23 protein-coding genes are annotated in these 21428 nt (G+C 35.0%); 8 read left to right on the top strand and 15 right to left on the bottom strand.

Translation table 11 applies throughout. The features are described from left to right. Positions 1 to 15 precede the first annotated feature (15 nt). A complete protein-coding gene (locus tag AAT17_RS06980) occupies positions 16 to 921 on the bottom strand; it encodes a hypothetical protein (RefSeq protein WP_060523410.1) in 906 nt (301 codons plus the stop codon). Between the two features lie 45 nt (positions 922 to 966). On the opposite strand from AAT17_RS06980, the gene AAT17_RS06985 reads away from it, so the two are divergent. Next, entirely contained in the window at positions 967 to 1197 is a 231-nt protein-coding gene (locus AAT17_RS06985) for a hypothetical protein (RefSeq protein ID WP_060523411.1), read from the top strand. 19 nt (positions 1198 to 1216) lie between these two features. Here AAT17_RS06985 and purD read toward each other — a convergent pair whose 3' ends face one another. The 12 genes from purD to AAT17_RS07045 all read right to left on the bottom strand — a co-directional run bounded on the left by purD (position 1217) and on the right by AAT17_RS07045 (position 10761). Next, the gene (purD, locus tag AAT17_RS06990) at positions 1217 to 2485 is read right to left on the bottom strand and encodes a phosphoribosylamine--glycine ligase (RefSeq protein ID WP_060523412.1); all 1269 of its coding nucleotides are present in this window, start codon (positions 2483 to 2485) and stop codon (positions 1217 to 1219) included. Between the two features lie 78 nt (positions 2486 to 2563). Continuing rightward, positions 2564 to 3274 carry a TerB family tellurite resistance protein gene (locus AAT17_RS06995; RefSeq protein WP_060523413.1) on the bottom strand — a complete coding sequence of 237 codons (711 nt, stop codon included), beginning with the start codon at positions 3272 to 3274 and terminating at the stop codon, positions 2564 to 2566. A 2-nt stretch (positions 3275 to 3276) separates the two neighbouring features. After that, entirely contained in the window at positions 3277 to 3786 is a 510-nt protein-coding gene (locus AAT17_RS07000) for a DUF2480 family protein (protein WP_060523414.1), read from the bottom strand. A 1-nt stretch (position 3787) separates the two neighbouring features. Beyond that, the gene (locus tag AAT17_RS07005; protein ID WP_042276546.1) at positions 3788 to 4108 is read right to left on the bottom strand and encodes an iron-sulfur cluster assembly protein; all 321 of its coding nucleotides are present in this window, start codon (positions 4106 to 4108) and stop codon (positions 3788 to 3790) included. Between the two features lie 3 nt (positions 4109 to 4111). Then, a complete protein-coding gene (locus tag AAT17_RS07010) occupies positions 4112 to 4537 on the bottom strand; it encodes a SufE family protein (RefSeq protein WP_042276548.1) in 426 nt (141 codons plus the stop codon). Next, positions 4537 to 4935 carry an META domain-containing protein gene (locus AAT17_RS07015; RefSeq protein WP_042276550.1) on the bottom strand — a complete coding sequence of 133 codons (399 nt, stop codon included), beginning with the start codon at positions 4933 to 4935 and terminating at the stop codon, positions 4537 to 4539. Before AAT17_RS07015 ends, AAT17_RS07010 begins: the two co-directional genes overlap by 1 nt. A gap of 23 nt (positions 4936 to 4958) precedes the next feature. Continuing rightward, positions 4959 to 6173, bottom strand: coding sequence for an aminotransferase class V-fold PLP-dependent enzyme (locus AAT17_RS07020; protein WP_060523416.1), 1215 nt, complete (start codon positions 6171 to 6173; stop codon positions 4959 to 4961). Between the two features lie 122 nt (positions 6174 to 6295). Next, entirely contained in the window at positions 6296 to 7609 is a 1314-nt protein-coding gene (gene sufD / locus AAT17_RS07025; protein ID WP_060523417.1) for a Fe-S cluster assembly protein SufD, read from the bottom strand. A 71-nt stretch (positions 7610 to 7680) separates the two neighbouring features. Then, positions 7681 to 8433 carry a Fe-S cluster assembly ATPase SufC gene (sufC, locus tag AAT17_RS07030; protein WP_042276558.1) on the bottom strand — a complete coding sequence of 251 codons (753 nt, stop codon included), beginning with the start codon at positions 8431 to 8433 and terminating at the stop codon, positions 7681 to 7683. 6 nt (positions 8434 to 8439) lie between these two features. Continuing rightward, entirely contained in the window at positions 8440 to 8883 is a 444-nt protein-coding gene (locus AAT17_RS07035) for a hypothetical protein (RefSeq protein WP_060523418.1), read from the bottom strand. A gap of 81 nt (positions 8884 to 8964) precedes the next feature. Then, positions 8965 to 10413 (bottom strand): Fe-S cluster assembly protein SufB, encoded by a 1449-nt coding sequence (sufB, locus tag AAT17_RS07040; RefSeq protein ID WP_042276562.1) that lies wholly within the window; start codon positions 10411 to 10413, stop codon positions 8965 to 8967. A gap of 18 nt (positions 10414 to 10431) precedes the next feature. After that, positions 10432 to 10761 carry an iron-sulfur cluster assembly accessory protein gene (locus AAT17_RS07045; protein WP_042276565.1) on the bottom strand — a complete coding sequence of 110 codons (330 nt, stop codon included), beginning with the start codon at positions 10759 to 10761 and terminating at the stop codon, positions 10432 to 10434. Positions 10762 to 10901: 140 nt separating this feature from the next. On the opposite strand from AAT17_RS07045, the gene thiL reads away from it, so the two are divergent. Next, entirely contained in the window at positions 10902 to 11945 is a 1044-nt protein-coding gene (thiL, locus tag AAT17_RS07050) for a thiamine-phosphate kinase (protein ID WP_042276567.1), read from the top strand. Here the strand turns inward: thiL and AAT17_RS13295 are convergent. Next, positions 11936 to 12169 carry a hypothetical protein gene (locus AAT17_RS13295; RefSeq protein ID WP_157539243.1) on the bottom strand — a complete coding sequence of 78 codons (234 nt, stop codon included), beginning with the start codon at positions 12167 to 12169 and terminating at the stop codon, positions 11936 to 11938. The two genes, thiL and AAT17_RS13295, sit on opposite strands and share 10 nt — an antisense overlap. 71 nt (positions 12170 to 12240) lie before the next feature. Next, complete coding sequence (locus AAT17_RS07055; protein WP_060523419.1) at positions 12241 to 12987, bottom strand: alpha/beta fold hydrolase; 747 nt, start codon at positions 12985 to 12987, stop codon at positions 12241 to 12243. A gap of 36 nt (positions 12988 to 13023) precedes the next feature. On the opposite strand from AAT17_RS07055, the gene AAT17_RS07060 reads away from it, so the two are divergent. The 6 genes from AAT17_RS07060 to AAT17_RS07085 all read left to right on the top strand — a co-directional run bounded on the left by AAT17_RS07060 (position 13024) and on the right by AAT17_RS07085 (position 21320). Continuing rightward, on the top strand, positions 13024 to 13614 hold the full coding sequence (locus AAT17_RS07060) for a TetR/AcrR family transcriptional regulator (RefSeq protein WP_060523420.1): 591 nt from the start codon (positions 13024 to 13026) through the stop codon (positions 13612 to 13614). Between the two features lie 88 nt (positions 13615 to 13702). Then, the gene (locus AAT17_RS07065) at positions 13703 to 14698 is read left to right on the top strand and encodes an endonuclease/exonuclease/phosphatase (protein ID WP_060523421.1); all 996 of its coding nucleotides are present in this window, start codon (positions 13703 to 13705) and stop codon (positions 14696 to 14698) included. Positions 14699 to 14874: 176 nt separating this feature from the next. Further along, complete coding sequence (locus AAT17_RS07070) at positions 14875 to 15789, top strand: type IX secretion system membrane protein PorP/SprF (RefSeq protein ID WP_042276574.1); 915 nt, start codon at positions 14875 to 14877, stop codon at positions 15787 to 15789. An 18-nt stretch (positions 15790 to 15807) separates the two neighbouring features. Next, complete coding sequence (locus AAT17_RS07075; protein WP_060523422.1) at positions 15808 to 17673, top strand: OmpA family protein; 1866 nt, start codon at positions 15808 to 15810, stop codon at positions 17671 to 17673. A 91-nt stretch (positions 17674 to 17764) separates the two neighbouring features. Further along, positions 17765 to 20485 (top strand): PD-(D/E)XK nuclease family protein, encoded by a 2721-nt coding sequence (locus AAT17_RS07080; RefSeq protein WP_060523423.1) that lies wholly within the window; start codon positions 17765 to 17767, stop codon positions 20483 to 20485. Position 20486: 1 nt separating this feature from the next. Further along, positions 20487 to 21320, top strand: a complete 834-nt coding sequence (locus AAT17_RS07085) for a S9 family peptidase (RefSeq protein ID WP_060523424.1) — start codon at positions 20487 to 20489, stop codon at positions 21318 to 21320. Positions 21321 to 21428: the final 108 nt, after the last annotated feature.

The raw sequence follows: 21428 nt of genomic DNA on the forward strand, positions 1-21428 counted from the left end.
CCTGTAAAGAGTGTTTTACAAAATGAATATCGTTCTCACAACTAAAATCGCAATAGGGATTAATACCAGAATAATTTTTAAAACTCTATTTGATGAAGAAGTAAAAATGTAGTTTAGAAAAAGAACAGTTGGTAAAAACAATAATAGTTGACTGGCTGTTTGATTTTTATCTAACCACAAAAAAATTATTGCAGAAACTAGACTGTAAAAGAATAACACTGAATACTTTGCTCTTGTCTTATGAATGACACTTATTATTGATCCTACATATAAAATTATTCCTGCTACAATAAATGAAAGCAATAGGATAGAAACCCAGTGAAGTTGTAGAACATATGATCCCGCAAACTCATAGGAAGAACTCAAAATTAATCTAGGTAATAAGTCAATATTAAAATATAATTGAATTACCCAGCTAATTATTAACACGGTTGTAATCCCTAAAAATGGAATAACCCAGAATCTATAATTATTGCGAGCCCACAAAAAGACTCCAACAAAAACTGGAAGGAAAAAAAGGCAAAATTTTGGTTCAATTAAGGAAGCTATAGTTATCCAGAAACTAGCATCAAAAATTTTGGACAATATGGAATGCCTAGTACGCATACTAAGCAATCGCCTTAAAGACATAAATATTAAAAGATTAGCTAACCACAACCAATCCGAAAAAACATTAGGAAACAACAAACACAATAACACAGACATGCTCATAAAAGCATAACTAGAGTTTTGAGTAAGTTCATTTTTTATTAGAATAAACTGAGTCAATAGCAATAAAAAGACTAATCCCAAAACAGTTGTAATCGTCTGGAACGAGAGTTGCTCAAACCAAAATACAGATGTAAATCCAGCAACAATTACGAGCCCACTATAAAGTGCGTAATGAATAGGTTGAGTAGTTTCAAAAAATCTATGAAGCATCAGCTTTTTATATTACTTTTGCAGGATAACAAGCAATTTACTGCAATGAAAGAATTATTAGAAGGAATCGAATACTTATTTGTAGATCTTTTATTTGCTCCTTTAGATTTTTTAAGAGAGCTAGAAAATGAAAATTGGTGGGCTGCAAACTCTATTACTTGGATCGCCATCATTATACTTATCGTAGCATTAGGTTACTGGATGAAGCAATTGCGCATCTTTGACCAAAATGGTGAAGAAGATAAAACACAAACGTCTCACTCGTTTTTGAAGTAAGACGTTTGAATCATAAGTTTTATAGGTCAAATCCTATATCACTTCTATAATACATCTTATCAAATTGTAGCTGTTTTACATTTTGATAAGATTTTTTTAGTGCCTGTTTGAAATCTTCACCATAACTGGTTACAGCAATAACTCTACCTCCATTAGTGACAACAGCACCATCTTTAACAGTTGTACCTGCGTGAAAAACAATGCTGTCTTCAATTTCATTAATCCCAGTAATCACTTTCCCTTTTTCATAGGCTTCTGGATATCCACCAGACACACACATTACTGTAGTAGCACTACGACTGTCTATTTCTAGTTGCTCCTTGTTTAATTCCGCTTTCGCGAAAGCGGACAAATGTCTCAATAAATCAGACTTAATTCTAGGTAGAACAACCTCTGTTTCAGGATCACCCATGCGCACGTTGTATTCGATTACATAGGGCTCTTGATTTACTATCATAAGGCCAATAAATACAAAACCTTTATACGTAATTGATTCCTTTTTGAATCCAGAAATGGTAGGCTGTATAATACGTTGCTCAACCTTTTCCATCAAGACATGATCTGCAAATGGTACTGGAGACACGGCGCCCATTCCACCTGTGTTTAAACCTGTATCGCCTTCACCTATTCGTTTATAGTCCTTAGCATTAGGTAATATTTTATAATGCTCTCCATCGGTCATTACAAATACACTCATTTCAATACCGTCAAGGAATTCTTCAATCACGACTTTATTGGACGCTTCACCAAATTTTCCTCCTACGAGCATTTCTTCTAGGCTATCTTGAGCTTCTTTAAGATCCTTGATTATAAGTACACCTTTTCCTCCTGCTAGACCATCGGCTTTAAGCACATAAGGAGCTTTTAGAGTTTCCAAAAATCTCTTTCCATCCTCTACGGTTTGGGCCGTAAAACTAGAATAGGCAGCCGTTGGAACACCATTGCGTTGCATGAATTCCTTAGCAAACTCTTTAGAACCTTCCAAAACGGCACCTTTCTTTGAAGGACCTATAACATTAATATGTGATGTTTCTTCTTGTTGGAAATAATCATAAATCCCGGCAACTAGTGGTGCCTCTGGACCTACAACAATCATATTAATATTGTTTTTTAACGAGAACTCTTTGATAGCATCAAAATCAGTGACACCTAGATCAACATTTGTTGCTATTGCTGCCGTACCTGCGTTACCAGGTGCAACATATAATTGGGTTAGTAATTCGCTTTTTTCAATAGCGTGGGCAAACGCGTGCTCACGACCACCGCTACCTAAAATAAGTACGTTCATGGGAAAAGTGATTTGCCTGCAAAAGTAATTTATCTCAAAGGAAAATTCATCAGGATAAGTATCTTAAAGGAAAGAGATTTAATTCATGCCACGTTCTTTCCTGATACTCTCATAAGCCTCTTGTACCTTACGGAACTTTTCTTCGGCGCCTTTACGGTACGCCTCGTCCATGTGAACAAGTTTATCTGGGTGATACTTTTTGGCCATTGATCTGTAGGCCTTTTTCACCTCATTATCTGTTGCCGATTTTTCTATCTCAAGGATTTTATAAGCATTGTCACGATCCTTTACAAACATGGCTTTAATAGATATAAAATCCCTGCTGCTTAATCTACAGTAACTAGCTATGTTTTGCAGTACTCGCAATTCTGGGTCACTAACGTGACCATCGGCTTGTGCTATACCAAATAGAAAATGAAGAATTTGCAATCGTGTCTCGTAGGTGGTACGAGTATTAAGCATTTGACAAATGCGTTGTGCGTTTACTTGTCGCTTTTTTACCACATCGTTAAATACCCTAAAAACAGCATTGGCTCTATCCTTACCATAAGAACTTACAAAGTAATTCCTCACATAATCCAGTTCTCGTTGACTTACATTACCATCTGCCTTAATGACTATACTAGTAAGCGAAAGTAAATTGAGTTCAAAATCTTGTGGACTTACTGTATTATTAGAATGGCTGCGATATCTAGGTTGCGTAGAGCTTTGTTGGGTATAACCACCCATAAAGCTCACATATAACCATCTTAAGATTAAGAAAACAGCAATATAACCTATAAAAGACATTGTTATTTTTTAGGCTTTTTAAAAATAGGAACGGCGCTACATGCCTCACCGTACATTATGGATCGGGCGATAGGTTGTAATTTTTCAGTAAGCATTAAGTAGGCGTTTACCGGTACTGGTTTGTTTGAACATCCTTTAATAATTACTGGTAGGTCTTGATATTCTGATAAATCAAGGTTATTAAGAACTTCTGTATACAACACGCTTTCAAGGTGTTGAAGATCTCCATAAATCACCTTTTTTGCAATTCCAGTAAGATGACTTTGTAACAACATCCATATCCACTGTGGCACGATTGCATCGGTACTGCAATGAATGGCTACATAGTGGTCTTTGTAAATAGAGAAATCAGTGTTTTTTACGCTTTCGCGAAAGCGAGATTCTACCACTACCAGACCTTCAAGTAACCATTGTGATATATCAATAACACTGCGTGTTCCTGGTAAATAAAAATCTTCAAGGTCAATGGTGCGCAACTTGCTTTGCGCTACTCGATTCACGATTTCCTCCATACTACAACATGCCTAATTCTAGTTTTGCCTCTTCACTCATGAGATCCTTACTCCATGGTGGATCAAAGGTGATTTCTACCTCGGCATCGTTAACCTCTTTGAGAGTTTTTACTTTCTCTTCTACCTCAACTGGTAGAGTTTCTGCCACCGGACAATTAGGTGATGTTAAGGTCATGAGGATTTTCACATCGGCATCAGTGCTTACCATCACATCATATATAAGTCCTAGCTCGTATATATCTACTGGGATTTCTGGATCGTAGATAGTTTTAAGAACTCTTACTACTTTTTCTCCTATTTCCTGACCGTTTATTTCTTCCATGATTTAATTTAATTGTGATTGGTATGCTACAGCATACATTTTAAGCTGTTTAATCATTGATACAAGACCATTTGCTCTGGTAGGAGATAAATGCTCCTTGAGACCTATTTGATCTATAAAATCTGTATTTGCGGCAATAATATCTTGTGGTTTTTGACCAGACCAAGCTCTTATAAGTATAGCTATAATTCCTTTGGTAATAATAGCATCACTATCTGCCGTAAAATGTACTTTTTCGTTATCTAATTGCGCGTCAACCCAAACTTTGGATTGACAACCTTTAATAAGTTTGTCCTCGGTTTTTTGAGTTTCGTCAATTAATGGCAAGTTCTTACCTAGATCAATCATGTACTCATACCTCTGCATCCAGTCATCAAACATTGCAAACTCATCAACTATTTCCTCTTGTATATCTTGTATAGTAGCCATTATTTAATCTTGATTGCTTTTATAGTAAGTGTACCTGATTCATCAAATAATTCTAGACCATCTTCAGTAGGTTTTACTTGCACTGATTTTGTTAAGTGTGCGGTATAATCTCTTTCGATTTTGTCTAATTCCCTACAATACATTTTTGTGCCCATAAGTGGTCCAATCTCAATAGACGTTCCCTGGTATTTAAATTCACCCGAATACTGGTTACAAGCAGATTTTCCAGAGATTCTATTCACTGTTCCATCGGTTTCTATATTTAAAGTGATATCATACTCACCATAATTATTATCACCTACAGTAGTTACTTTATAATTACCATTCATGTCTTCTATCGTTTTACAACTTAAGGTTGTAAAAATGATCATTACAAAAATTGCTGCTTTTTTCATCATAACTTCACTTATTTAAGCTTACACTAAGCTAACATATTAACAGCTCGCTGCAAAGCTTGTACCATTATGTCTATTTCTTCTTTAGTATTATAAAAAGCAAAGCTTGCTCTTATAGTTCCTGGAATTTGAAATCTATCCATAACTGGCTGTGCACAGTGATGACCCGTACGTACTGCAACACCTAATTTATCTACAATGGTTCCTATATCGTATGGATGCAGCTTATCTACAACAAAACTAATTACCGCCGCTTTGTCAGTTACTTCTCCTAAAATTGTAACACCTGGAATAGTTTTGAGCTGTGCTGTACCGTACTCTAATAGCTCATTCTCGTATGTTGCAATATTGTCCATACCTATTTCATTTAGGTAATCGATAGCCGCTCCTAATGCAATACCACCGGCAATATTTGGAGTTCCTGCTTCAAATTTATGAGGTAAACCTGCGTAGGTAGTGTGCTCAAAAGTTACTTGATCAATCATCTCGCCACCACCTTGATAAGGTGGTAATTGGTTTAACAAGTTTTCTTTACCGTATAAAACTCCTATACCAGTAGGACCGCACATTTTATGACCGGCCATTGTGTAAAAATCTGCATCAAGAGCCTGCACGTCGACAGTCATGTGTCCACAAGATTGAGCACCATCAACTAAAACTAAAGCATTAAACTCATGCGCTTGTTTAATTATTTCCTTAACAGGATTAGTAACACCTAGTGCATTTGAAATATGGTTTACAACTACAAATGCAGTCTTATTACTAAGTAGATTAGAATAGGTTTTCATGTCTAATGTACCGTCGTCTAAAACTGGAATCACTTTAAGTACAGCTCCTACTTTTTCACAAAGCATTTGCCAAGGAACTATGTTTGAATGGTGTTCAACTGCACTTACAATCACCTCATCACCTTTTGAGACAAAAACATGTGCTCCACTGGCAACTGCATTTATCGAATGTGTATTACCCGATGTGAATATTACTTGTTTAGCCTGTGGTATATTAAAAAATGCTCTTGTCTTTTCACGGGCTTGCTCAAATAAATCTGTCGCCTCCTGACTTAAAGCATGAACACCACGATGAATATTTGCATTGTAATGACTGTAATATTTTACAATGGCATCAATTACTGCTTGGGGCTTTTGTGAGGTTGCAGCATTGTCAAAATATATTAAAGGCTTTCCATTGACTTGTCTTTGAAGTATTGGAAACTGTTGTCTTATTTTTTGTACATCAAACATATTACAAAGGTACGTTCTGTAAGTGAACACTACGATAAGAATAGTGTTTTCCTTAAGTTTAATTTTTTAAAACAAAAACCAGTCTCAAGGACTGGTTTTTAAAGTATTACTTCTAATAATCTTTATAAATCCAATCCTATTTCTACTCCTAATTTAAGAGCTATAATCTTGGTTATTCTAGACTTTACTTCTGGTATTTTAACACTTTCTAATACACTGTTTGCAAAGGCAAACATGAGTAAAGCTCTAGCTTCCTTTTTACCAATACCACGAGACTGCATGTAAAACATAGCATCCTCATCTAATTGGCCAATAGTACAACCATGTGAACATCTTACATCGTCAGCAAAAATTTCTAATTGTGGTTTTGCATTTATGGTTGCTTTATCACTAATTAAAATGTTATTGTTTTGCTGGAAGGCGTTAATTTTTTGGGCAATTTTATCTACATAAACTTTACCATTAAATACACCTACAGATCTATCATCAAAGATTTGCTTGTATTCCTGATAGCTTTCACAATTAGGTTGTGTGTGATGAACAAGTGTGCTATGATCAACATGTTGTTTACCTTCTAATATAGTCACACCATTAAGTAAAGAATTACAGTGCTCTCCTTTTTGATAGAAATATAAATTGTTACGTGTTATAGAACCGCCAAATGAAAAAGTATGCAATCTTACCTCACTATTTGACTGTTGTTCAACGCTTGTGTGATCTATTAAAGAAGCTTCAACATTGTCGTTCTGTATTTTGTAATAATCCACCATAGCGCGTTGATCTGCATAAATCTCTGTAACCACATTTGTCAACACAGAATTTGAGCTCAGGCTTTGATGGCGTTCTATAATTTGAACTTGAGAATTCTCACCTACGACAACTAGGTTTCTAGGTTGCATCATTGCAGCATTTTCATTTCCTGTTGAGAAATAAACAATCTCAATAGGTTTGCGTACTGCTACATTTTTACCAATATGTATGTAAGCACCTTCACGAGCAAATGCTGTATTGAGAGAAGTTAAGCTATCATTACCAGCAATTTTATTGTAGTGGTTCTCAATTACAGGAGCATATTTATCCTTACTTAACGCACTTGACATCAAACAAATATCATACTTGTCGTGTGTTGTTTGTGATAATTGGGAATTGTAAACACCATCCACAAAAATCACCTTGTAAGTATCAATCTCGTGCATCAAATACTTTTTGATGTCACGATATTCAATATGAGAATCTGTTTTTGGGAATAAAGAATAGTCTTTATTAAAAAGAGATTTTAAACTCGTGTATTTATAAGCTTCATCCTTGCGTTGTGGTATTCCTACTGTTTCAAATTGCTTTAAAGCATCGCTGCGCAATCCATGTACATAAGAATTTGTATCTACCTGAGATTCTAACGCTATAAAGGAGGAAATAATATTGTCTTTAAAACTCATAATTCTTTTTATTATGTTTTTACAGTACTATCGTAAGTATTTGATCAACTGCAAAAATCATTATTAGACTACTAGGCGTCAACCTCTTCTTTAATCCAGTCGTAACCTCTTTCTTCTAATTCATGAGCTAGTTCCTTACCACCAGACTTTACGATTCTACCTTTATATAGTACATGTACATAATCTGGAACTATATAATCAAGTAACCTTTGATAGTGAGTAATCACTACGGTTGCATTATCCTTGCTTTTAAGCTTATTCACACCATTTGCAACAATGCGCAATGCATCAATATCTAATCCTGAATCTGTTTCATCAAGAATAGATAGTTTAGGCTCTAGCATCGCCATTTGAAAAATTTCATTACGCTTTTTCTCACCACCAGAAAAACCTTCATTTAGCGATCGAGACAAAAATTTACGATCTATTTCAAGTAGTTCTGATTTTTCACGAATCAATTTAAGCATGTCCTTTGCAGGCATTTCATCTTTACCTTGTGCCTTGCGAGTCTCGTTGATCGCAGTTTTCATGAAATTTGTTACTGATACACCTGGAATTTCTACAGGGTATTGAAACGAAAGAAAAACACCGCGGTGTGCTCTTTCTTCTGGATCAAGTTCAGAAATTTCCTCACCATCTAATTCGATAGAACCATCTGTCATTTCATATTCCTCGCGACCTGCAATAACATTGGCAAATGTTGATTTACCAGAACCATTAGGTCCCATTATAGCATGCACTTCTCCAGGCTTAATTTCTAGATTTATTCCTTTTAAGATTTCTTTGTCCTCAATTGAGGCTTTAAGGTTTTTTATCTTTAACATATCGATCTACTTGATGTCTTTTAATTCTACTTTGGATCCTGTTGTGATCACGTTGCTCTCAAGAGCTGGGTTAATTTCTATTATTTTATGAATGGTAAAAACTTCTGGCCATCCTTCTTCACCTCGTTCTAGTTTTGGGTTTGGTTTAAGTTTACCTTGAAGAGTAACTATAGGCGCGTCGTACTCATTCTTTTTAAGTGGATTTGTTCTATCAACTAGTTGTAACGCCACATCATTTCTTTCTACTTCATGAATTTTACTAGTTGTATTGAGAACGATAATATCCTCGTATACAATAAATTCTCCTCTCAATTCAACTTGACCTTCAGGAATACTACTTGTATTGTCCATTTCAACCACAGAAGCGTCCGTGTTTTCGTCATCCTTTGATTGTTGCTTACAAGCTAGTGAGATGATTGTTAAAAGTGTAATCGCTAGTATTTTTCTCATAGTGAATAAAATGATGATTGGTTTTTTTTAAGTACGCTTTCGCGAAAGCGATATCCTAAACAACTACGTTTTATTATTAATTTATCCTACAGATCCTTCTAAACTTATTTCAAGAAGTTTTTGAGCCTCTACAGCAAATTCCATAGGAAGCTTATTAAGTACTTCTTTTGAAAAACCATTTACAATAAGGGCGATTGCCTTCTCGGTATCTATTCCTCGTTGATTACAATAGAATATTTGATCTTCACCGATTTTACTAGTTGTGGCCTCGTGCTCAATGCGAGAGCTACTGTTCTTGTTCTCTATGTATGGGAAAGTGTGCGCTCCACATTCATTCCCCATAAGTAAACTATCACATTGAGAGAAATTACGAGCATTTGCAGCACGTGGACTTACGTGAACTAATCCTCTATATGAATTTTGAGATTTTCCAGCACTTATTCCTTTTGAAATAATCGTGGATTTAGTATTCTTTCCTAGGTGAACCATTTTGGTCCCTGTATCTGCCTGCTGAAAGTTGTTAGTAACTGCGATGGAGTAAAACTCTCCAATTGAATTGTCACCTTTTAATACACAGCTAGGGTATTTCCATGTAACAGCACTACCGGTTTCAACTTGTGTCCATGAGATTTTTGCGTTTTTCTCACACAAACCTCTTTTTGTTACAAAATTGAATACTCCACCCTTACCTTCTTTGTCACCTGGAAACCAGTTTTGAACGGTACTGTATTTAATCTCTGCATCATCCAGAGCAATAAGCTCTACCACTGCTGCATGTAATTGGTTTTCATCACGACTAGGAGCTGTACATCCTTCAAGGTAAGAGACATAACTACCTTCATCGGCAATTACAAGGGTGCGTTCAAATTGACCAGTTCCTGCTTGATTTATTCTAAAATAAGTAGACAACTCCATAGGACATCTCACACCTTTTGGGATGTAACAGAAAGATCCATCTGAGAACACAGCACTATTTAACGCTGCATAGTAGTTATCCTTTTGTGGTACAACAGTTCCTATATATTTTTTAACCAACTCTGGATGTTCTTGAATAGCTTCTGAAATTGAACAGAATATGATTCCCTTCTCGGCTAGGGTTTCTTTAAAGGTCGTTGCCACAGAAACTGAATCCATTACAATATCCACAGCTACTCCTGCTAATTTCTTTTGCTCATCAAGGGAAATTCCTAATTTATTAAAGGTCTCCAACAATTCCGGATCCACTTCATCCAGAGATTCGTACTTAGGCTTTTTATTAGGAGCGCTGTAGTATGATATAGCTTGTAAATCTGGTTTTTTGTAATGTACGTTTGCCCATTCTGGCTCGACCATATCTTTAAAAGCCTTGTACGCTTCTAATCGCCAATCTGTCATCCATTGTGGCTCGTTCTTTTTTTGAGAAATTAGTTTTATCACATCCTCATTAAGACCTACGGGAATCGTATCAGATTCAATATCGGTATAAAAGCCGTACTCGTACTCTTTAGTCTCGAGTTCCTTTTTTAATTCTTCTTCTGTGTACTTAGACATCTTAAATGTGTTTAAAAATTAAAGCGAAAAGCTCTCACCACAACCGCATGTGCGTTGTGCATTTGGGTTATTGAACACAAATCCTTTTCCATTAAGCCCACCACTATATTCTAGAGTTGTTCCTACTAGGTAAAGAAAGCTTTTTTTATCGACCACTATACGCACGTCGTTTGCTTCAAAAATTTTATCTGTATCAGTTGTTGAGTCGTCAAAATTTAACTCGTATGACAAACCACTACAACCACCACTTTTTACTCCTACACGCACATAGTCCTTATCTATGGTAAATCCATCCTCGCTCATAAGTTGAGCTAGCTTAACCTTAGCTGTTTCTGAAACGTTTATCATAATATTATTTGATTAATCAAAATGTGTGCAAATATACGACAGCAAGGGCATACAAAGGGTTAATACACTTATAAATACTACCTATAACAAGATAGAGATTGCACACGGGTAAAACCGTAAGTAAATTGTAATTTTGCATCATGCTAGAGAATAAAAATCAAAGCCGTACAGGTATAGAGAATTTAGGTGAATTTGGTCTTATAGAGACTCTTACTAAACAAGTGGAAATTAATAATGACAGTACATTACTGGGAATAGGTGATGATGCTGCAATTATTCATACCAAACAACCTAATGTCATAACTACTGATATGCTGGTAGAAGGTATACACTTTGACCTTTCTTATGTTCCATTAAAACATCTAGGGTATAAGGCTATTATGGTTAATTTATCTGATGTTTATGCTATGAATGCCCAGGCTTCTCAAGTAACTGTTTCTATAGCTGTATCTAATCGTTTTCCCCTTGAGGCCCTTGAAGAACTCTATCAAGGAATTCACCTTGCTTGTAAAACTTACGGTGTTGATTTAATAGGTGGTGACACCACATCATCCACCAGCGGTCTAATAATTTCTGTAACTGCGATAGGTCATCAAGAGGAAAGTAAAATCGTAAAACGCAGCGGCGCACATGATGGTGATTTACTCGTACTCACTGGAGATATAGGTGCGGCCTATATGGGATTACAGATTCTTGAAAGAGAAAAAGCTGTTTTCAAGGCAAATCCAAATAATCAACCCGATATGGAACCTTATAGTTATCTTCTGGAAAGACAATTAAAGCCTGAAGCCCGAAAAGATATTCCGCTACTATTAGAACAGTTAGACGTAGTTCCTACCTCAATGATTGATTTGAGTGATGGTTTAAGTTCAGAAATTTTACACCTTAGCAAAAATAGCGATGTTGGTATCAAACTTTATGAAGAAAAAATACCGTTAGATCCAACTGTAATTAATGTTTGTGAAGAGTTCAACCTAGACAGCACTACTATCGCCTTAAGTGGTGGCGAAGACTATGAATTGTTATTCACTATTAGTCAAGAAGATTATCCAAAGATCAAGGCAAACCCTAATCTAACGGTGATTGGACATGTAGTGGATAAAAGCTTTGGCAATCATCTAATCACAAGAGGTGGAGAACAAATTGAGATTAAGGCAATGGGCTGGAACAGCTTTCAAGAATAACTTTCTTTTAATACTTTGGCTTGTTGTAGTGAGCTAAGCGCTCTATTCAATCTAGAGTACTGATCATTAAGAGGTAGTAGTTGACCATAAATGGTCGATGTCATTTTCTTGTTGCACTTACAACACGTATACTCCTTAACGTGATCGGTTATTTCTTTACTCACTCGGTATTTATGTCCAGTGATGGAACAAAGCAAGGATTTAGAGGGAAACTTCTTACTCATAATTGACAAATGATTAATTACGAGGATGAATTTATGCTTTATTTAAGGAAAAAACCTATTAACTGATGTTTTTATTCGATGAAATGCATGTTTCTTGCAATTTCTTCAGGATGAGTTACCAGGCTCATATGTCCACACGCTATTACAAAAAGATCTCCTTGAGTTAGTTTAATCTCTTCTTTAATCCTATTTAAAGGAACAACTTCATCCTCTTCACCTGCTATATAGATTAAATTTTTCACCTTACTTAGCTCATTTGAATAAGAAGGTCTATCACGCATTGCTACTATAGCATGACGTACGCTAGTAATATCCATTTCTTTTGCTTTATTGATCATATCACGGATAATTCCCTTATGAACCGACTTCTCTTGGACAGTGAATAAATTTCCAATAGCCATTTTCATATAGGTCTCTTGGTATTTATCAATAAAGTTTAATGAATGATTACGTACCTCTTTACGCTGGTCGGTATCACGAGTACCCACACTGTTAATTAATGTAAGCGACAATAGTTTGTTAGATTGCGCTTTCGCGAAAGCGGACCACACATAGCCACCCATACTATGACCTACCGCATGAAATTTAGATACTCCAATTGATTCAATAAGCGTGTTTATTTCATTTGCCAGATCTTCAATTGAATAGGGCTCATCTTGACTAGCACTGTTTCCATGACCAGGTAATTCTATAAAAATTAGATTAAATCCTTTTAGAAAAGGCAATAATCCATTCCACTGTTGTTTGTATCCTAAAAAACCGTGTAACAAAACGATGCTTTCTTTATTACCTGGCACTAATTCGTAACTTAATTTCATACTTGTATGTTATGATACCATTTGGTATTTTTGAGTATGCGCAATCCAGAAAAAACAAAATCACATATTCTCAATACAAGTGCAAATTTATTCAATAAGCATGGATATAAAGCCACTTCACTAAGTGATATTACCAACGCTACAGGCTTCACAAAAGGAGCCATTTACAAACATTTTAAGAATAAAGAAGACCTAGAACAACAAGCGTTACGCAGCTTAAATAAAAGAATGTTCTCCACTTTAACTATAAACATCAAACAAGCCACAGATTTTATATCTAGAATGAATGTGGTATTTGATTTTTTTGAGAATTATCTAGTAGATCCACCATTTGAAGGAGGATGCCCATTGCTTAATAGCGCTATTGAAAGTGATGACGCAAATCTTGTTCTCAGACAGCAATCTTTTGGAATGCTTGTAAACTTAAAAAGCTCCATAAAACGGATTATTGAACAAGGAATAAAACATAAACAAATTAAAGCTGATATAAATACCGAGCAGTTAATAAACGTTTATATAGCAACATTGGAAGGCGCCGTAATGATGAGTAAATTAGAGAGAGATACGGTGGCAATTACCAATTGTATTGACTTTTTAAAAAAATACAATCTATCCATTTCCATATAAATTAAATTTTGTTAGATACTGTTTGGTATTTTAAACCACTACTCTGTAAAAACAAGGATCTTACTTTTAAAAATTAAATCAACAACATATGTCAGCAGCGATACCTAGTCATGCTTTTGAACAATACACCATCGCATTTTATAACCTCGAGAACTTTTTTGATGTAATAAACGACCCTAATATTTTAGATGATGATTTTACTGAGTTTGGAAGAAATGAGTGGACTCCACATAGGTATCAAAAAAAACTGAATAGAATAAGTGATTGCATAAGTAAAATTGGTTTTGAAGAAACCGGAAAATTGCCAGTACTAATAGGTATAGCTGAAGTTGAGAATAAAAAAGTGATTAAAGAATTACTTAGTCAACCCAAACTGTCTCATCAAAACTATAACTTTATTCATTACAACAGTCCCGATGAACGAGGAATCGATGTTGCCCTTATTTACAACGAGGATTTATTTACCGTACATCATAGTGCTCCTATAAGCATAGAACTTATAGAAGAGAACGGAACTAAAGATTATACCAGAGATATTTTATATGTCAAAGGAAAGCTAGCTGGCATGCCTTTAGATATTTATGTAAATCACTGGCCGTCGAGAAGAGATGGCGCCGAAGAGACTAATCATAAAAGAGTCGAAGTTGCTAAAAAATTAATAGCTCATATCAATAAAAATGACCCTGAAAAGAAGAGATATAGCAACACTCACGAAACACATGATAGTCATAACGTAATTATTCTAGGTGATTTTAATGACGATCCTGAGAATGATAGTATTAAAAATGTGATTATTCCACAAGGCTTTAAAAATGTAACAGCTCCACTTAAAACTTTTTATAGAGGCACCCTAAACCATCAATTTAAATGGAATTTATTTGATCAAATCATTATAAGTCAAAGTCTTGAAAATGATATCCCTAAATCATTATATTTTTCAAAAGCCAATATTTTTGACGACATCATGTTAAGACAATGGAAAGGTAAATATAGAGGTCAACCTTCAAGAACTTTTGTAGGAAGAAGATACAAAGGTGGATATAGTGATCATTTTCCCGTTTATAGTGTTTTTAGACGAAACTAACTTCCATTAGTCCTCAAAACGATGCTCTTAATCTATTAAGGAAATCTTATAGGCTTCCAGAAAATCAATTTTCATATATTCGAACATTATGGAGTGTTGTATTAAAACAATTATACTACATTTGATAATTAAACAAACGGAAAACTTAATTTACATAATTAAACCAACTTGTAAGAATGAGAAAATTACTTGCAATGGGGATACTCTTAACACTAGCCTGTACAAGCGTTGTGCATGCGCAACAAGATCCTCAGTACACCCAGTACATGTACAACCAAAACATTATTAATCCAGCATATGCTGGTACTAAAGAAGGCTTATCAGTTACCTCACTTTACAGACAGCAATGGTCCGGTGTAGTAGGAGCCCCAGAAACCATCACCTTTTCAGGTAGCGCACCAATAGGTGATCGTGTAGGATTAGGATTATCCTTCATTAATGACGTTATTGGTCCAGTAAATGAAAAAAACATTTATGCTGATTTTAGTTATAAATTACAAGTAGGACAAAAAACTACTTTGGCACTAGGTCTTAAAGCTGGTGTTACCTTTCATAACGTAGACCTAGCAACGGTAGGCACTACACAACCAGGCGACCCTTTATTTAGTGAAAGATTAAATGAACTTTATCCAAATATTGGAGCTGGAGCTTTTCTATATGGGGAAAATTGGTATACTGGTTTCTCAGTACCTAATATGTTAAGTGCTACTCACCTTGATGAAAATGGCCTTGAATTTGGGAGTGAAACACAACACTTTTTCTTAACTGCAGGTTATGTATTTGATCTAAGCGACACAGTAAAGTTTAAACCTCATACTTTAATTAAAGGTGCCTTTGATGCTCCTATAAGTTTTGATGTGAATACTAATTTCTTATTTAATAATCGCTTTGAATTAGGTGTAGGTTACCGTTATGAGGATTCCTTTACAGGTCTTTTTGGTGTTAATCTTACAGACACTTTAAAAGTGGGTTATGCTTATGACCGAGTTGTCTCTGACATCTCTGTTGCTTCTGATAGTTCTCATGAAGTTTTTGTGACTTTTGACCTATCATTCCCACGTAGAGTAATGCAATCACCTCGTTTCTTCTAAAATAATCACCAAAGAATCATGAAAAAATTTACCTTCATATTTATTGTATTGTTTGCTGGAGTTTATGCTTTCGCGCAAAGCGATGCTACTAAAAAAGCAGACAAACTATATGACCAATTACGTTATGTGGATGCTGCCAAGGCTTATGAAAAAGTCCTTAAAAATGGTGAGCGTTCTGAGTATGTATACACTCAATTAGCTAATGCGTACTACTTTAACTCTGACTTTACTAATGCGGAGCGCAATTATGCTCGTGCGGTTAAAAAAGGAGGAGACGCAGAAACTCTTTATCGATACGCACAAACCTTAAAAGCAAATGGTAAGACTGATATGTCTAACACTATAATGAAACAATTTGCTAGTGCTGCTCCAAACGACGATAGAGCAAAAATGTTTAAAGCAAATCCTAATTACCTTAATGATATCATGGCGATGGAGCCTGGATTTACCAGTGAAGCTTTTAAAGCTAACGGTGAGTCTAGTGACTTTGCGGCCGTTCAGGTAGGTAATAAAGTTTATTTCTCAAGTTCACGTAATGAAAAAAGAGGTAATTACTCTTGGAATAAAGAACCTTACCTTGATATATACGAAGCAACTGTTGATGAAGCTGGTGTGGTAGGTGAAGCAAATCTTGTAAAAGGAGACGTTAACACTAAATATCACGAAGGTACACTAGCGGTTACTCCTGACGGAAAGTACATGTTCTTTACAAGAGTAGATTACTACAATGGTGATTATGAAAAAGCTGAAGATGGTGAAAGTAAACTTAACATCTATCGAGCTACAAATGTAGGCGGTGAGTGGAAAGATGTTCAAACTACTTCTTTAGAAGCAAGAGCCTATGGTGTAGGTCATCCTAGCATCACTGCAGATGGTAAAACTATTTATTTTGCAAGTGAAGCTCCAGGTGGACAAGGTGGATCTGATATTTACAAAGCCGATCTTAATAATGGTAAAATCTCTAACCCAGTAAACCTAGGTTCTAAGGTTAATACAGCTGGTGACGATTCGTTCCCATACATTGCAGAGGATGGTACATTATATTTTTCAAGTAATGGACATCTAGGACTAGGTGCTCTTGATATTTTCAAATATCAAGATGGAGAAGTTTCTAATATGGGCGCTCCTATCAACTCATCATTAGACGATTTTGCTTTTTCATATTCTGAAAATACTGGAAAAGGATTCTTCTCATCTAACCGCAAAGGCGGTAAAGGTGGTGATGATATTTATAGTGCTACACGAATTGAAATTTGCGAAGTTGCTGTAACTGTTAAAGCAATTGATGAACAAACGAATCAACCTATTCCAGGTGCTATCGTTTCCTTACAAGATGCTGATGGTATGACTATGCCAGGCCAAACAACTGATAGTAATGGAGAAGCCGTGTTTATGGTTGAATGTAATAAAGAGCTTACTGCTCGTGGCGCAAAAGACAAGTATGAAAGTGGTGAAGCATCATTAACTATTGCAGAAGAGGAAACCGCAATGGTTGAAGTTACTATGATGCCAGAACCAGAAATAGTTGAAGAAAAGATTATTCTTAATAAAATATACTTTGATTTAGATAAGTCAAATATTAGACCTGATGCTGCGCTTGAACTTGATCGCTTAGTTAACTTAATGAAGAAATATCCAACTCTAGAAGTACTAGCTGAAACTTATGCAGATATCAGAGGTTCTGACTCGTACAACCTAGCTCTTACACAACGACGCGCTCAATCTATTGTTGATTATGTGGTATCACAAGGTATTGACTCATCAAGATTAGAAGCCAAAGGTCGTGGTGAAGAAAACCCTATCGTTGATTGTACAGCTAAAAAATGTACCAAAGATGAATACGAATTATCTCGTCGATCAGAATTCACGATCACGAAGAGATAAACTTTTAACAATCAAAAAACGAAAAGCCCATTCTTGAAAAAGAGTGGGTTTTTTAATTGATAAACATTACACTTCTTAGTACTTTTCACTTATGCAAACTTTCCTTGAACACATAATTGACGACCTTACAAGAAAAGGTGAAAACCTCCTAGAACTTACTTATATAGTACCATCAAGAAGAGTTGGAGTTTTCCTTACCAGGTATATAGCTAGCCGTTATGATCAACCTATTATTCAACCTGAAATTTTAAGTATTGAGGAATTCGTTTCTAGAGAATCAGGGCTTGAAATAAAGCCTGATCTTGAAATCATTCCTCATTTTTATAAAGCATATAAATCTGTTGAAGGAGTTCAGGCAGAAAGTTTTGAAAGCTTTTTATCTTGGGCAATGACGGTATTACAAGATTTCAATGAAATAGATCGCTATATCATACCAACTGACAGATTCTTTACCTACTTAGGTAACATTAAAGAGTTGAGCGATTCACACTGGAGCTTAGAGGCAAATCCTACTAAAATGGTCTCCGATTATTTAAAATTTTGGAAGCGCTTACATTTATATTATCAAGCCCTAGTAGATGAGTGTAAAAAAATTGGTATATCCTATCAGGGATTAGCTTATCGACAAGCTCACGAGCTTATAATGAACAATGCTTCCAATCTAAAAGATAATTATGTATTTCTAGGTCTCAATGCTCTTAACACAGCAGAAGAAAATATTATAAAGGAATTATTAGATACTGGAAAGGCAAAAATTTATTGGGATACAGACCAATATTTTTTGTCTAGACCGTACCATGAAGCTGGTAACTTTTTAAATAAACACTTTAATACTTGGAAGTATTTTGAAAGGAACAGTCCACAGTTTATTGGTGACAATTACTCAAAAAACAAACAAATCCATATTACCGGCGCTAGTGGAAATCTTACTCAAGTTCAAATAGCTATAAAAAAATTACTTGAGCTACCAAACAATGAACTCAGTGAGACTGCCATCATTTTAGCCGATGAAAAATTACTTATACCCTTAATAAATGCTCTCCCTAGTGAAATAGAACACTATAATATTACCATGGGCTTACCTCTAGAAACGGTAGGATACAGTTCTTTTTTTAAACAGCTTGTGACTTTGTATACAAGCATGACAAACAATGGGTTTTATTATAAAGATGTTCAAGCCTTGTGTAATACACTGTTATTTAAAACAGTCCTTTCAAAATCTTCAAATACCCTACAAAATAAAATCCATCAAGAAAATTTAGTCGTTCTAAATAAACAAATAATTGCTGACGTCGTAGACGAGCCATGGTCTAAATTATTTGAACCTTTAAATAAACCTAATGATTTAGTAAAGTATGCCTTAGAGTTTATTACTCATGCAAAAAACGTTTTGATTGATCAAAAAAACAAACGTTTTGAGCTTGAACAATTGGTTGGTATTTATGAAGTAATCACACAAATACAGAATCTTTTAAGCGACTACCCAGAAATAAGTGACTATCGTACAGTTGAATTTCTTTATGATAAACTAATAAGTTCAAAGACGCTCGATTTTATAGGGGAACCAGTACAAGGTCTACAGATCATGGGGCTTTTAGAAACGAGAGGTTTGGATTATAAGAATGTAATTATGTTATCGGTTAATGAAGGTACGTTACCAGCAGGAAAATCAACTAACTCCTATATTCCCTTTGATGTAAAAAAAGAATTTGAACTACCTACCTATTCTGATAAAGACAGTGTATACGCATACCACTTTTATAGACTATTACATAGAGTACAAAAAGCAAGTTTTATATTTAATTCAGACACTAAGTCTAGTATAGGTCAAAAAGAACAAAGTCGATTTCTGGTTCAACTGATAAACGATCAAGAAAATGACCATCAACTTATGATTGAAAGCTATGAGGTGCCTAATGAAATTCACTCTAGGGAACTCATTTCTATTGATAAAAATGATCATTTGATCAACCGATTAAAAGAGATTGCTCAAAGCGGCTTTAGCCCTAGTGCATTAACTAGCTTTGTGCGCAATCCTTTAGACTTTTACCGTCAAAAAGTTTTGCGTGTAGATCAATTAGAAGAAGTAGAAGAGAATATTGAAGCAAATACGATGGGTACCATTATCCATTCTGCTCTAGAAGAATTATACAAACCCTATATCAATCAAGTACTCAAAAAAGAACATTTTAAATTATTATTTAAGCAGGTCGATGAACAACTACAAATAGCCTATTATAAAACCTATAATACCAACCAAATTCCTACAGGCAAAAACAAAATAATTTTTGAGGTGTGCCGTAAATATATTAACAAACTATTGCAACTAGATTTAGAAACTATTGAAGCAGGTAGTGAGCTCATCATTAAATCTTTAGAAAAGGATATAAGAGCACATATTGACCATCCTGAATTAGGAGTTATACACTTACGTGGAAATGTAGATCGTATTGATTTGTATAACAATCAAATACGTATTATTGATTATAAAACAGGACAAGTTAAGTCCAATCAACTCAAAATTAAGGATGCTAATTATCAAGATATCATACTAAATTATGAGTATAGTAAGGCCTTTCAAGTACTCATGTATGCATATTTATATGAAAAAGAATACGGCGTGCTTCCAGATCAAGCTGGTATCATTAGCTTTAAAAATTTTAAAGAGAAGTTCATTAAATTTTCTGATGAGCAAGTGGATAACAAACATCAAATCACGGTAGAAATTTTAGACCAATTTGAAAAACAACTTTTCCTACTGTTAAGTGACATCATGGATCCTAACCAACCTATAATTGAAAAAACAGTTTAGTATGAAAGTCACAAGAAATCTTTCCGTTTTAGGGGAAAATGATCGTCCTCTAGTATATGACGTTTTTGATCCACAAGTATCTGATAAACATCCGGTCATTTTGTTTTGTCATGGATTTAAAGGTTTTAAAGATTGGGGTGCGTGGGATTTGATGTGTTCCGCTTTCGCGAAAGCGGGATATCTCACAATCAAGTTCAATTATTCCCACAATGGCGGTACCTTAAAACAACCTATAGATTTTCCAGATTTAGAGGCCTTTGGCAATAATAATTACAGTATTGAACTACGTGATACAACCAGAATGCTAGATTTAATAACCTCTAGTAATTTACCTATTGATCATGATCATATAACAATTATGGGACATTCTAGGGCTGGTGGAATCACCACAATAACCGCTGCTAAAGATAAAAGAATAAAAAAGCTAATCACACTTGCTGGTGTCGCAGACTATAAATCAAGGTTTCCTAGTGGAACAGAATTAAAAGATTGGGAGAATAAGGGCGTTATGTACATTAAAAATGGCCGCACCCAACAGGAAATGCCTCTTTATTATCAATTCTATCAAGACTTTATAGCTCATGAAAACGAGCTTACAATTTTAGACCAAGCCACACGGTTAAATTGTCCGCATCTTATTATTCATGGAACATTAGACCCAACAGTTTCTATCAACGAAGCATATAGATTAAAACAAGCTAATTCTCTCGCAGAAATGGCTTTAATAAATGGCGCAAATCATGTTTTTGGTGCCGTACATCCCTGGAATAGAAGTAATTTGCCTAATGACCTACAACGTGTGGTACAATGTAGTTTAAACTTCTTAAATAAGTAAAGTGGAGAATACCGTACCACTATAATGCAAAATAGCTATATTCAGAATCCACCCAAAACACTATATTAATATTATAATTGCAATAAATACAACTATTTATAGTTGTTT

Source organism: Nonlabens sp. MIC269 (genome assembly GCF_001430865.1).
Lineage (GTDB): Bacteria > Bacteroidota > Bacteroidia > Flavobacteriales > Flavobacteriaceae > Nonlabens > Nonlabens tegetincola.

Excerpts from the sequence above, each read along its gene's own strand:
- AAT17_RS07035 (WP_060523418.1), bottom strand. The coding sequence starts at position 8,883 with ATGAGAAAAATACTAGCGATTACACTTTTAACAATCATCTCACTAGCT.
- AAT17_RS06985 (WP_060523411.1), top strand. The coding sequence starts at position 967 with ATGAAAGAATTATTAGAAGGAATCGAATACTTATTTGTAGATCTTTTA.
- AAT17_RS13295 (WP_157539243.1), bottom strand. The coding sequence starts at position 12,169 with ATGAGTAAGAAGTTTCCCTCTAAATCCTTGCTTTGTTCCATCACTGGA.
- AAT17_RS07045 (WP_042276565.1), bottom strand. The coding sequence starts at position 10,761 with ATGATAAACGTTTCAGAAACAGCTAAGGTTAAGCTAGCTCAACTTATG.
- AAT17_RS07015 (WP_042276550.1), bottom strand. The coding sequence starts at position 4,935 with ATGATGAAAAAAGCAGCAATTTTTGTAATGATCATTTTTACAACCTTA.
- AAT17_RS07020 (WP_060523416.1), bottom strand. The coding sequence starts at position 6,173 with ATGTTTGATGTACAAAAAATAAGACAACAGTTTCCAATACTTCAAAGA.
- AAT17_RS06980 (WP_060523410.1), bottom strand. The coding sequence starts at position 921 with ATGCTTCATAGATTTTTTGAAACTACTCAACCTATTCATTACGCACTT.
- AAT17_RS07055 (WP_060523419.1), bottom strand. The coding sequence starts at position 12,987 with ATGAAATTAAGTTACGAATTAGTGCCAGGTAATAAAGAAAGCATCGTT.
- AAT17_RS07075 (WP_060523422.1), top strand. The coding sequence starts at position 15,808 with ATGAAAAAATTTACCTTCATATTTATTGTATTGTTTGCTGGAGTTTAT.
- sufD (WP_060523417.1), bottom strand. The coding sequence starts at position 7,609 with ATGAGTTTTAAAGACAATATTATTTCCTCCTTTATAGCGTTAGAATCT.
- purD (WP_060523412.1), bottom strand. The coding sequence starts at position 2,485 with ATGAACGTACTTATTTTAGGTAGCGGTGGTCGTGAGCACGCGTTTGCC.
- sufC (WP_042276558.1), bottom strand. The coding sequence starts at position 8,433 with ATGTTAAAGATAAAAAACCTTAAAGCCTCAATTGAGGACAAAGAAATC.
- AAT17_RS07010 (WP_042276548.1), bottom strand. The coding sequence starts at position 4,537 with ATGGCTACTATACAAGATATACAAGAGGAAATAGTTGATGAGTTTGCA.
- AAT17_RS07005 (WP_042276546.1), bottom strand. The coding sequence starts at position 4,108 with ATGGAAGAAATAAACGGTCAGGAAATAGGAGAAAAAGTAGTAAGAGTT.
- AAT17_RS07060 (WP_060523420.1), top strand. The coding sequence starts at position 13,024 with ATGCGCAATCCAGAAAAAACAAAATCACATATTCTCAATACAAGTGCA.
- AAT17_RS07085 (WP_060523424.1), top strand. The coding sequence starts at position 20,487 with ATGAAAGTCACAAGAAATCTTTCCGTTTTAGGGGAAAATGATCGTCCT.
- AAT17_RS07070 (WP_042276574.1), top strand. The coding sequence starts at position 14,875 with ATGAGAAAATTACTTGCAATGGGGATACTCTTAACACTAGCCTGTACA.
- AAT17_RS07065 (WP_060523421.1), top strand. The coding sequence starts at position 13,703 with ATGTCAGCAGCGATACCTAGTCATGCTTTTGAACAATACACCATCGCA.
- AAT17_RS07000 (WP_060523414.1), bottom strand. The coding sequence starts at position 3,786 with ATGGAGGAAATCGTGAATCGAGTAGCGCAAAGCAAGTTGCGCACCATT.
- sufB (WP_042276562.1), bottom strand. The coding sequence starts at position 10,413 with ATGTCTAAGTACACAGAAGAAGAATTAAAAAAGGAACTCGAGACTAAA.
- AAT17_RS07080 (WP_060523423.1), top strand. The coding sequence starts at position 17,765 with ATGCAAACTTTCCTTGAACACATAATTGACGACCTTACAAGAAAAGGT.
- thiL (WP_042276567.1), top strand. The coding sequence starts at position 10,902 with ATGCTAGAGAATAAAAATCAAAGCCGTACAGGTATAGAGAATTTAGGT.
- AAT17_RS06995 (WP_060523413.1), bottom strand. The coding sequence starts at position 3,274 with ATGTCTTTTATAGGTTATATTGCTGTTTTCTTAATCTTAAGATGGTTA.